The sequence below is a fragment of the Gynurincola endophyticus genome (assembly GCF_003991195.1).
GTDB classification, from domain to species: Bacteria; Bacteroidota; Bacteroidia; order Chitinophagales; family Chitinophagaceae; genus Gynurincola; species Gynurincola endophyticus.
Window position 1 is genome coordinate 136,955 of sequence record NZ_RCWL01000006.1, and the last position, 12,020, is coordinate 148,974.

The following is a 12,020-nucleotide window of genomic DNA, read 5'->3' on the forward strand; positions in this document are numbered from 1 at the left end:
TGGTAGTAAGGTATTAATTTCTTGCTACCTGACGGATATTGAATGATTTAATTACTGAATTTGGATACAATATATTGATTCCTGGATCGGAAACGGTTATCTTAACTTCGTTCTGATCCAGGATTTTTTTTAATTGGGTATCGGTACCTTCATTGTAATATCTTTTGATATCAGCCAGCCTGATTCCTCGCATGATAAATTCTTTTTTACGCTCATCCCTGATGAAATCAAGACTATTTGTATACGCAGAAGTGAAAATGTTTTGCGTATATCTTTTTGATAGCCATTCTGCTAATGAAGCCTGATAATCCTGTGCGTAATTCAGTCTTAACTCACACTCCAGTTTATTCAGAAATACTTCCGAATAAGTGAATCCCATAAAAGAGCTAAACAGACTTGCCAGATAAGGATTTTTATAAAAATATTTACCATTTCTCAAGGTAAAGAATAAACTTTTTCTTTTGTCATAGTTATTGTAAAGTCCGATCAATTCTTCATTGATATAAATATTTGTATTCGTCATCATTGACAATAAAACACTTTCCAATGAATTAAACGAAATGGTACCGATAATATCCGGTTGTAAAAAAATTCTTGTATTCTGATTCGTATACAATGTGAAATTGATCAAAGAGCCGCCTTCTATGCCCAATAATTCTTTGGAGTAAAACAGCGATTTTTCATATTGTTGTGTATATAAAAAATACCTTGAGGCAAAGGCCAGGATCCATTTTCTATTCACCAATATATTGATACTAGTCGTTTTTTCGGCTTCTTTAGTTAAATTAAGTGCTTTCTGTAAATCAGAATCTATAAAAGCAAAAGTGGCCCTGATACTGAGTTGTTGTATCGTTTCATCAATATAGGCTGTAATTCTGAGAGGTACACCTAACATTGACTCACTGTTAATATTTGCATAGCTGTGGAGCTGCATTAAATCGTAGTAAGTCTTTGCTCTTATAAAATAGCTGATTCCCAGTAAAAATTTATCATATTTTGAGAGCGTTTGTTTTAAACTATAAAAATCTATAATTGCATTTACGGTAAGTATTTTATTGTAATAATGTTTCCAGTCTTCGAAACTTTCGTTTTCCTGTATAAAATTGTCTCTCCAGTAGTAAAAAGAGATATCCCTGGTGTTGAGCTGTGGATAAATGGATGGATTGTAGGAAATTTCATCAGTAATCAGAACAGAGATATTAGATTCCCAATCATATAAAAATTTATTATTGAGTAAGTGTTCCACATCTTCAGCAGAAGTGATCGTTTCAACGTTGGTAGATGTTATACTGTCAAGTAGTCCGGATCTGTTACAGGCGGTTAACAGGAGTATACTCACTATGATGATAACTTTACTGCTCATAACGTGAATTTAAAGTTTACATTAAAGCTTCTTCTGAAGAAATTATTAATTATCTCCTGAGTTTTGTTATTTGACAGGTTCATCAGATTGTTTGTACTGAGCGTTATGCTCAGATTGTTCAGTTTCTTAATCCGGTAGTTAACATAGAAGTGTTCTATACTCATTACTGAACTGTTGTGATAAGCCAGATTTGAGTACATCAGGTATAGAACGTTATCAAGTGCCAATGATTTAATCAATAACGGATCACCGACACTTTCGGTAATTTCACTCAGAAGTGGGCTTTGAAGCCCTATGTATGACGATAGGAAGTCGTTAAAAGTGTTTTGCTTTGATAATACATTCAATTGACTTCTATAGGAAATATTCATCCCGATTGTAAGGGATGGTGCGAGGTCAGCCTTAGTCATCCATCTGATCAGGTATCTTGGTAAAAGATTTCCTACACGTGTAGTATTGTTCAGGTTCTGCTCTTTCAAATAACTTTCAAAGCTGGCATACCCTTTAGGTAAAACAGGAAATGCGGTGGTGGCATCCATACCGTTCCAGTTATTAGCGTAAATAGAATACAGTTCTTCGCCGGGTAAATTGATAATTGGTTTACGCAGAATATCCATTTTATACTCTGGTATTGCCGCATATCTTTTGATAGTAGATTTGTTATAATTAAAAGAAAGCTGGTTATACCACTTTACTTTATTACTAAAATTTGCTTCATTTGATACAAATATTTCAAGGCCCTTACTCAGCAGGCGCCCGTCATTCACCCAGGCATTATCTACTCCCAGAATCGGGTCGATCATTTTGTTGATGATCAGATCCTTTGAGTTGTTTTCATAATAGTCAATGCTTGCATTAATATTTAATTTTTCAAAATATCTGTTTAAGCTGATATTCAGATTGTCTGAAGTTTCCCATTTAAGGTTGGGGTCATTCGGTTTCAATAACTGTAAAATCGGAGTGGCACCCTGTGCTGTAGTTTGCTTCATCACTTGTAAAAGCGAAGTGGTATTGTGATCAATATTACCGGTTTTACCAAAATTTACATTTATACTGGTATTCTTAAAATGGCGGTTTTTAGTCAGCTCCTCAAGATTAAATTTCGAACCTATTGACCATAATGGTATAAACTTGTTATTGATATTAACACCAAACAGGTTGGATGCATCCCTTCTCAGGTTGGTTTCAATGATAATTTTATCTTTCCATTGATTCGTTAATAATAAGAATTCGGAATAGTAGTTTTCATTTACGTTAAAATTTCTGATGTTTTGTTTAATAATGCTTGATGCTGATTTATTCAGGATAGGGTATAACGGATCAAGATCAATATATACAGATGATTTGTTTTCAGAATTATAACCAAACTTCAATTCGTTCGTATACCCTATTTCTCTTTTTCTAGCCTCACCGCCGATAATGATCATTGATTTCAGGCTCCATTTAGGAACTTCGAAATGATAACTGGCTGTATAACGATAAGTTTGTGTTTTTTCGTCGGTAATACCTTCGTGCCGCATTTCTCCTCTGGGAATAATACTCTTCAGCTCACCATTTTCAACCCATGCAAACTTGTTGTAAGTGTGCCGGTATTCATAACTTTCTTCTCTGAAACGGTAAATATCCTGATGACGGCTAAAATTAAAGTTATAGATGAAATCAAAATGAAGCCTTTTCTTCACTTTGAACTTTGCGTTTAACTGGAATAGTAATTCGTTCTGATACTTATTACCAAAATTATTCTGGTGTTCTGTTAATGGATAATAATTCCAATTGCGGTAACCTAACAGGTCGGTCATTGAGTCTTTAAATGATTGACGATAATCCATTGCTACAGGTAATGCTTTTCCTCCGGCATCAGCCCAGGGTGCGTACTGGATAAATTTATCAAGGTTTTGAGTAGGATCATGTGGCAGGTCATGCCTCCATTCTGTGTATAAAATATGATTACCTAATTCTACGCCATTAAAAGGCAAAAATCTGTTTTTGTTATTAACGGTCAGTCTGTTCGATTCCTTACCGGGTGTTTCATGCAATTGTTTTAAACCACCGATCGAAAAGAAATAGGTATTTTGATTTCCGCCTCCGATAATTTGTGCATTAGCCTGTGTAAAGCCTGCATTTCGTTGGAAGTGATCTTTGATATCATTTCTGATATCCTGATTTCTGAAGCCTTCTATTTTGCGATTCACTTCTGTTGAACTGACAAGCCCTTTGCTTTCAGCATACTTTAGTTCTGCTACAGGCGAGAGGATAGGAAAGTTAGGTCTGTTGTAGAATCTGTCGTAATATTTCTGATCGAAGAGCCTTAGCTCCAGATCAATAATTTCTGAAGAACTCAGGTAATCTTCGGCAAAGAGGTTCTTTTTGCGTGCTATACCGCTGGTGACTGATGCTGTTATCCTGGCTTTATTATTGACTTTTCCTTCTTTTGTGGTAAAGACAATTACACCGTTACCGGAACGGGCACCCCAGATGGCTGCTGCAGCTGCATCTTTTAGTACATCAACGCGCGCAATATCATCAGGATGTATATTGAATGTATTACTTTGATAAGGAATCTGATCTAAAATAATGAGCGGGTTCGGATTCGCGTGTATAGTAGTTCTTCCTCTGATCTGATATTGAGGAATGTTATTGGTAAAATCATTATTAAAATGCTGAATCATGGCAGGAATCTGCATGGCAATGTTTTGCATGATATCAGGATTGGCATTGGTCGCAATTTCATTAGCTGTAAGTGACGATAATTTACCGGTAAACCTGTCTTTTGCCTGACGCACATACCCGGTATTGATCATTGTTTCTAATTCTTCAATCACTTCTGTTAATTGAAGGGTAGAGGTAATGGAATCGGTTATCTGAGTGTTTAGTGGCTGATGGCCTACATAGCTGACAGTAATTGGTACGGGTAGCGATTCAACCTTCATTTCAAAGTACCCGTTATCATTGGTGCTGATGCCTCTTTTCTTATTGTTGACATAAACAGTAGCGCCTTTCAGGGCTTCCTGCCGTTGGTTAATTACTCTTCCCGAAATTGTGATTTTATGAATGATTCTTTCTTTGGGTGTGGGATCATATTTCAGTACGATCACGTGTTGGTCAATGATGTAAGTAATCGGAAAAGAGAAGAACAAAGAGTCGAGTGCAGCATGAAAAGAAAGTTTCTCTGCTTTGAAGTTGATGCGCTCTTTTAAATACGAACCGATTTTGTCGTTTTCGAACTGAACAACATACTTACGATCTTTGGCAGTAGAAAGAATGCTGTCGAGAATTTTCTTGACAGAGGTGTTCCGGACATTGATCGTTATTGTTTGTGCATGCACGTTAGCGCATGTTGCTGCAAGAACAATTAATATAATTGCTAGGTGTTTCAATCGAGACAAGAAATAACAGTGAAGTTATATCCGAAAATAAACATTACCCCAAAGTTTACAAAAAAAAACTGCATAAGATATTTATACAAATATCCTATGCAGTTGCGGATTTCATCTGATTAACATACTGCAAAAGTGTTATATCCGCTCTGTGCGAATAAATGAGTTATATGTATTACGTTGATGGTTAGTTGATTATAGAAAGCTTATTTGGGTAAACGGAACTATCTAATTTTAGCGTAATTCCTAAATAGGTTAATATTTTCAGATTTTCTGAAATTTCTTGTCTTGGATCAAATGTGATCGTAAACTTACGGTGAAGGTTAAAGTCTTTATTAACCTCTAAGTTCAGGTTGTACCAGTTTTTTAAGGTCAAAAGAATACTTCCGATTTCGCTGTTATCCCAGGAGAGCATTCCATCATACTTTCCGGAGAGCGTTTCAAGGTCAAATTCTTTTGATTCAATACCTTCGTTAGAAGTGATGGCTGATTTACCGGCAATAAGAACTTCTCTTCCTGAATAATAGTTTACTTCCACTACACCTTCTAATACACCCGTTTCAAAAAAATCCTGTTCTTTGAGTGAACTAATCCAGAAACTTGTACCCAAAACGGTTACCTGAGCCGGTGCGTTGAGTTTTTCGTTTATTACTTCTACTTTAAAAGGTTGCTTTCTTTTCGTTTTCTGAACACTAAAGAGGGCTTCACCTGCGAGCGCTACTTTGCGCTCCGTTTCTGTAAAAGAAAGTGGAAATTTCAACGATGATCCGGGGTGTAAACCGATTTTACTGCCGTCTGCTAAAAGCAGATTAATTTTACCGTTATAAGGTGTTTCAACAAAAACGGTGGTGGATGTTGGCTTTTTATGAACTTCACTGATAATTTCTCCGTTTGGATACATTATAGATTCATTAGAAAATACAATGGTATCTATAGCTTTTTCAATAATAATAGGCTGATCATTACCAATTCTGATTACTGTTCTGTCTGCAGCTGGTTTACTAACGTGTGCAGGTAATGTAAACAGCCTGGTGATTGCTGTAGGGTCGGTAGGGTTTTTGTCTAAACTGTTCATATACCATACTATGCCTCCCAATACTACTATCAGTACCCCTGCGGCGATAGATAAAAGTTGCCGGTATTTGGTAAAGAACGATTTAGGCTCTTCGGTTTCACGTATACAGTCGATGAATATTTTTTCTACGTCATCTTTTGAGATGCTCTCCAGTTTAGAAAATTGCTCATCTAATAAGGCAGCAGAAGAGTACTCGCCCACCAGTTTCTCAAACAAGGCAAGATTTGCTTCGTTTTGACAGACCCATTGTATAAGTTCATCTTTTTCAGCAGTAGTGATTTCTCCTGATAAAAAGCTCTCAATGAGGTCTACGATACGGTCAATATGTTCATAATCCAGTTCAGGCATGTTCCTCTAGTACTTGTTCTTTTATATAAAACGCTGATTCCTTTAAATAGTAACCACTTTAGGTATACTTTATTTTTCAAAAAAAACAGACATTTTTAATCTGTTGATTATCAAAATAAAAGGCTACTGAACATCAGTAACCTTTTGCTAATTTAAATGGTCTTTAAAGTTCTTTAAGATTTTGTATTTCTGTGTCTTTATATATGCTTCGGTGGTTTTCAGGCGGTGGGCGATTTCTTTGTTGGAAGCCCCGTCTACATATGTCTGTTTGAGTATATCTCGTTGTTTAGGAGAGAGTGTTTGCCATTTTTTGTACACTTTTGACAATAATTTTGCTTTCATATATGCTTCTTCATCCTGCATTTCCTGGCTTTTCTTAGAATGAAGTACCTGATAGTTCTCCATTGTTGTTTGCTCTTTGTTTTTCTTTTTTTGAAAATCTATACTGGCATTTTTGCAAGATTTCAGTATGTAGGCGATTAAACTGCGTTCAGAGTCAAACCGGTCTTTGTGTTTATATATTTTTATAATAACATCCTGAAGAATGTCTTTTACATCGTCTGCATCTTTTACATGGTTGTACACCTGAATTTTTAAGAAATTCGAGTGCTTTTCAATAAACTCCTTAACGGAAAGTGTTGTTCCGTTACTGAATTGAAAATACCATTCGGGATTGCTGAGATGTTGACTCATGAATATTATTTGTAACAGTTCACGCATTGCTAAAATATTATCTTTTGTTTGTATAATTACGTTCATACAAAAGAATTTGTAATTTTCTCCTCATTTGAAGCAATTAGTTGACCTGGATTAATTTTTGTGTAATTAAGCTGATTGTCGGATTGTTTTTTTACCTTAGTAATTATAATTCAAGCATATGTCTACAAATAATACTACACGACGAGCATTTATTTCGAATACAGCTAAAGTGGGTATTGGTGCGATGGTTTTACCGGGAGTTTTACAAAGTTGTGGAAATAATGCGGCTGTTGCTTTACCTACAGTAGGGTTTCAACAAGCTGCTTTACCCTATGCATACAATGCTTTGGAACCTGTAATTGATGCAGCTACTATGGAATTGCACTATACCAAACATGCAGCCAGTTATGCCAGTAATTTAAAAGCTGCATTGGAAGAGGAAAATGTGGATGTAAGCAAAAATACTTTAGAAAATATTCTGGCTACCGTTTCGAAGTATTCTACAAAAATGCGTAACAATGCCGGAGGGCACTATAATCATGAATTATTCTGGCAAATGATGCGCCCTGCTGCAGATCAAAATGCCCCTGCGGGTGATCTGCTGGCTGCTATTGAACACCAGTTTAATAGTTTCGACGCTTTCAAAAGTCAATTTACAGAAGCTGCAAAGTCTACTTTTGGTAGCGGCTGGGCCTGGTTGATTATTGACGGAAAAAAACAGCTTCAGATAACTTCAACACCCAATCAGGATAATCCATTAATGGATGTAGCAGCTGTTAAAGGCACTCCTTTGTTAGGATTAGATGTTTGGGAACATGCTTATTATCTGAATTATCAGAACCGCCGCCCTGAATATATTGAGAAGTGGTGGAGTCTGGTAAACTGGGATTATGTAGCATCCCGCTATGCTGCAGTAAAATAATACTGATAAAATAAACTGCTACTGTTGATGAGGTTATCATGAATAGTAAAAGGTTTTAAAATATCTGTAAAGGCCTCCTGACGTAGTTTCGGAGGCTTTTTTGACGCTATACCTCTTCTAATTCAATGAAATACTGTAAATTGACCTTTTGTTTTTAATTTAAAGAAAAGTCAATGCAACAACCCCTGATTCAAGATGATGTAGTGGTAATGGGAATTTTAGCCGCCATCTTAGGGCTGGTATTTACTACAGCTGCCAGTAATAACAAACATCTGAAAAAATTTTACTCCATTGTACCTGCACTGCTATTGTGTTATTTCATTCCGGGAATATTGAATTCTTCTAACGTTATATCCGGCGAGCAATCCGGTTTGTATAAAATGGCTTCTTCTTATTTGTTGCCTGCATCATTAGTACTTTTTACTTTAAATCTTGACATTCCTGCCATCTGGCGATTGCGCAAAAAAGCCGGCTTATTATTTTTCACCGGTACGATCGGGGTGATGGTGGGTGGCCCACTGGCAATGTTTATTGTAGGGCAGTTCTCTCCTGAAACGGTAAACGGAGAAACCTGGAAAGGTCTGACGACGCTGGCTGGTAGCTGGATCGGCGGCGGAGCTAATCAAACGGCACTTTTTGAGATGTTACAGCCATCAGGAGCTTTATATTCAGCCACCATCGCCGTAGATGTTATTTGTGCTAATATCTGGATGGCATTGTTGATTTATTCAGCCAGTAAAGCTAAAAAGATAGATAAATGGTTAAAAGCCGATACTTCTGAAATTGATGCTATTCAGCAAAAGCTCGCTATTCAACAGGCAGAAGGTGAACGAATGCCTACGCTGACCAGCATGATGCAAATTATAGGAGTTGCCCTGGGTGGTGTGGCAATTGCACATGGATTAGGTACTTTTTTGGCCGATTATATCAGAGAAAACGCCGCACATTTAAGTAAATATTCATTAGATTCTCAGTTCTTCTGGAAGGTGTTTATCGCGACCCTGGTAGGCGTTGCTTTGTCTTTTACAAAAGTGCGCAAACTGGAAGGATACGGTGCCTCAAAAATGGCTTCAGTTTTCTTATATATATTGATTGCTACCATCGGTATGAAAATGGATATTCTTGCTATGTTCCAACAGCCCGGTTTATTCGCAGTGGGTGCTATCTGGATCACCTTCCACGGATTACTCATTTTAGTAGTGGCGAAATTAACCAGAACCCCTTTGTTTTTCGCCGGCGTAGGTAGTATGGCAAATATCGGTGCGGCCGCTTCTGCTCCTGTGGTGGCTTCAGCTTTTAATCCTGCTTTAGCTCCCGTAGGTGTGATTTTAGCCATATTAGGTTATGCTATCGGTACAAACGCCGCATATATATGCGGTTTAGTAATGCAGTGGGTAGGAGGTATGTTTTGATGCTAATACCCCATTTATATAAAACGTTTAAAAAACAGAAATATTATCATGCGAAAAGCATTATTATTTCACAATAACGTTCAATAAACTGTTATTAAAAAACAAATAACCTTTTTAAAATAAAACAGCTTTTATATCTTCAGGCAATCTTAAAAAGATTGCCTTTTTTATGATACCTTTTTAAATTTAATGTACCATAACCAAATGTCTCATGAGAAAAATATTTAACCTGGCGGCCTGCGCAAGTATTGCCTTGTTAAGCGCTTGTCAAACTAAAGAAAACCTGTCGGTTTTAATTACCAACGGAGAAGAACATGACCGTTCTGCTGAATTAGTAGAATTAAAGAGAACGGACTTAAAAAGTTTCTCTGAAGAACCCTTCAAACTTTTACTGAAAGGACAGGAATTGCCTTATCAATTAGTAGATACAGATCTGGATGGTCAATGGGATTTGCTTTTGACCGTTGTGTCTGTTGCAGCATCAGCAACAGATACGCTGCTGTTTGAAAAAACTGCCGCTACACCCGTATATCCAAATACCACCCAGGTGCGTCACCGGAAATTACTGACAGATAGAACTTTTGGAGCGGAGCTAAAAAAAGATACGATGATTCTGGGGCTGGAAGCTACTGATTTCTCTAAAGAAAAATTGCCCCCATATCTTACTGAAGGCCCTGCATGGGAGAACGATCTCGTTGGTTTCAGATTATATTTCGACAAACGAAACGGCAGGGATATCTGGGGTAAATTAACTCCCGAATTAGTATTAAGTGAAGTAGGTACCGATACTACTGTCAGCTATCATAACCTGCAACCCTGGGGAATGGACATTCTGAAGGTTGGCGGATCTTTAGGCGCCGGAGCTGTTGGTTTCTCTTACAAAGACTCATTGTATCGCCTGGCCGGTGACCAGTTCGAGTCTGTAACGTATGAAGAATTGTACGATGGACCTATCCAGGCCGCTTTTAAAATGGTATATAAAGGGTTTAAAGTAAGACCCGACCTGGAACCTATCGATGTTGAAGAACTGATCACTATTACAAAAGGGCAATGGTATTATAATAATAAGGTAACAATAAAAAATGCCCCCGGGGAGTTAATGTTAATAACCGGAATAGTGAACTTACATGAAGTAGAGTTCAAATATCTCGAAATTGATCACTATATCTCTATGTATTCATATGGTATACAATCTGAGAACAAAGATGGTTTAGGTATGGCACTGCTGGTCGATAAAAAGAATTTCGGAAGCTTTGCTACGGCTCCAAAAACCGGTAGCGGAATCGTAAATACACACCTGATAAAAATGCCGATTTTGAAGGAGGGAAATGAATTTAAGTTTTTATCAATGTGGTCGAAGAGTTTACCTGAAATGACAGATGACGTGAAATTTGTAGATTTACTCAATACGGTCACCTACAATTTAGTTAAACCACTAGCTGTAAAAGTTAACTAGTCTTGATAAATGAATACCCCCAATAACTTTGGGGGTATTTTTTTATGGTTGCATGCTTTATGGAAATTAACAAAACATTTTGATTGCTTGGCATGTTTTTTAAACTTCATACGAAACTATAAACCAAAGAAAAGGGTAATTCTGCAAATTGCCCTCCGTGAAAAAAATATATGATGTTGAATTCTACTAATTACTTCTTTAGATTCTTTTCTGTGCTTACGATTACTGCATTGTTTATCAATGCCTGTTCAAATGCAAGATCAGAGGAACAACAAAAAAACAGGCTTTTAGCTTTACCTATTTATGTTGCAGATACCAGTACAGCCAGTACTATAAAAGACTATTTCGGTACCATTGAAGGCAAGCTGAACGTGGAGATCCGCCCACAGGTTGAAGGTATTTTAAGAGAAATTTATGTGGACGAAGGTGACTATGTTACCATTGGTCAAAAGCTGTTTAAAGTAGATCCGTCGGCTTATCAGGAAGTATGGAATAATGCGAAAGCGAATGAAAATGTAGCAAAAGCAAGACTGGAAAATGCCAAGCTGGAAGTAGAAAGACTAAAACCATTGGTAGAAAATGACGTTATCTCGGAAGTACGATTAAAATCTGCGATGAGTGATTACGAAGTAGCAAAGGCCAGTCTTGAACAGGCTAGTGCCGCTGTTCGTGGCGCGGATATCAATATTAACTTCACTATTATTGAAGCTCCTATTAACGGATATATTGGCCGTATTCCTAAAAGAATCGGCAATCTCGTAACAAAAAATGACAATCAGGCGCTGACTGTTTTGTCGGATGTAAAAGAAGTATATGTATACTTTTCTATGAGTGAATCTGATTTTTTGTATTTCTCCAAGATGAAAGCCAAAGAAGACAGTATTGCGGGCATCCGTTACAATAATACTAATAAACTAACTTTTCCTGACGTTCAGTTAATATTGGCTGATGGAGAAATTTATAGCAAACTCGGAAAAGTGGACGCCGTGAGCGGGCAGGTGAACAGAGCTACCGGAGCCATTTCATTACGCGCTTCTTTTCTGAATGACGACAATATTTTACGTACCGGCTCTACCGGTACACTAAAAATCTCAGAAATTAAAAGAGGTGTATTACAGGTACCTCAGATTGCTACCAGTGAATTGCAAGACAAAACCATCGTTTATGTTTTAGATGAGGAAAATAAAGTCCGTAGAAGAAATATTAAAATCTGCGGAAAAAGTAAAGCAAACTATATCGTTTGTGAAGGACTTGCTGTCGGTGACAGGGTCATTTTATCAGGGTTTGATAAAGTAACCGAAGGTTCTGAAATTATTCCAATTGAGCACGTAAACTAAATTGCGTTCTCTTATTCTGAAACTTAACGTT

8 protein-coding genes are annotated in these 12,020 nt (G+C 37.1%); 4 read left to right on the forward strand and 4 right to left on the reverse strand.

Annotation, left to right across the window (positions count from 1 at the left end):
- Positions 1–13: 13 nt before the first annotated feature.
- The 4 genes from D9O48_RS12455 to D9O48_RS12470 all read right to left on the reverse strand — a co-directional run bounded on the left by D9O48_RS12455 (position 14) and on the right by D9O48_RS12470 (position 6,922).
- Positions 14–1,363, reverse strand: a complete 1,350-nt coding sequence (locus D9O48_RS12455) for a RagB/SusD family nutrient uptake outer membrane protein (RefSeq protein WP_126973307.1) — start codon at positions 1,361–1,363, stop codon at positions 14–16.
- A complete protein-coding gene (locus tag D9O48_RS12460) occupies positions 1,360–4,689 on the reverse strand; it encodes a carboxypeptidase-like regulatory domain-containing protein (RefSeq protein WP_158624887.1) in 3,330 nt (1,109 codons plus the stop codon). Before D9O48_RS12460 ends, D9O48_RS12455 begins: the two co-directional genes overlap by 4 nt.
- A gap of 238 nt (positions 4,690–4,927) precedes the next feature.
- Positions 4,928–6,163, reverse strand: coding sequence for a FecR family protein (locus D9O48_RS12465; RefSeq protein ID WP_126973309.1), 1,236 nt, complete (start codon positions 6,161–6,163; stop codon positions 4,928–4,930).
- Positions 6,164–6,310: 147 nt separating this feature from the next.
- Positions 6,311–6,922, reverse strand: coding sequence for an RNA polymerase sigma factor (locus tag D9O48_RS12470; RefSeq protein WP_126973310.1), 612 nt, complete (start codon positions 6,920–6,922; stop codon positions 6,311–6,313).
- Between the two features lie 118 nt (positions 6,923–7,040).
- Here D9O48_RS12470 and D9O48_RS12475 point away from each other — a divergent pair, with 118 nt between their 5' ends.
- The 4 genes from D9O48_RS12475 (at position 7,041) to D9O48_RS12490 (ending at position 11,989) form a co-directional block, all read left to right on the forward strand.
- Positions 7,041–7,784 (forward strand): superoxide dismutase, encoded by a 744-nt coding sequence (locus D9O48_RS12475; RefSeq protein ID WP_126973311.1) that lies wholly within the window; start codon positions 7,041–7,043, stop codon positions 7,782–7,784.
- 173 nt (positions 7,785–7,957) lie between these two features.
- The gene (locus tag D9O48_RS12480; RefSeq protein ID WP_126973312.1) at positions 7,958–9,196 is read left to right on the forward strand and encodes a DUF819 family protein; all 1,239 of its coding nucleotides are present in this window, start codon (positions 7,958–7,960) and stop codon (positions 9,194–9,196) included.
- A gap of 211 nt (positions 9,197–9,407) precedes the next feature.
- A complete protein-coding gene (locus D9O48_RS12485) occupies positions 9,408–10,652 on the forward strand; it encodes a DUF4861 family protein (RefSeq protein WP_126973313.1) in 1,245 nt (414 codons plus the stop codon).
- Positions 10,653–10,825: 173 nt separating this feature from the next.
- Positions 10,826–11,989 carry an efflux RND transporter periplasmic adaptor subunit gene (locus tag D9O48_RS12490; RefSeq protein ID WP_126973314.1) on the forward strand — a complete coding sequence of 388 codons (1,164 nt, stop codon included), beginning with the start codon at positions 10,826–10,828 and terminating at the stop codon, positions 11,987–11,989.
- Positions 11,990–12,020 lie beyond the last annotated feature (31 nt).

Coding starts and splice junctions, on each gene's coding strand:
- D9O48_RS12465 (WP_126973309.1), bottom strand. CDS start 6,163: ATGCCTGAACTGGATTATGAACATATTGACCGTATCGTAGACCTCATT.
- D9O48_RS12480 (WP_126973312.1), top strand. CDS start 7,958: ATGCAACAACCCCTGATTCAAGATGATGTAGTGGTAATGGGAATTTTA.
- D9O48_RS12470 (WP_126973310.1), bottom strand. CDS start 6,922: ATGAACGTAATTATACAAACAAAAGATAATATTTTAGCAATGCGTGAA.
- D9O48_RS12475 (WP_126973311.1), top strand. CDS start 7,041: ATGTCTACAAATAATACTACACGACGAGCATTTATTTCGAATACAGCT.
- D9O48_RS12455 (WP_126973307.1), bottom strand. CDS start 1,363: ATGAGCAGTAAAGTTATCATCATAGTGAGTATACTCCTGTTAACCGCC.
- D9O48_RS12490 (WP_126973314.1), top strand. CDS start 10,826: ATGTTGAATTCTACTAATTACTTCTTTAGATTCTTTTCTGTGCTTACG.
- D9O48_RS12485 (WP_126973313.1), top strand. CDS start 9,408: ATGAGAAAAATATTTAACCTGGCGGCCTGCGCAAGTATTGCCTTGTTA.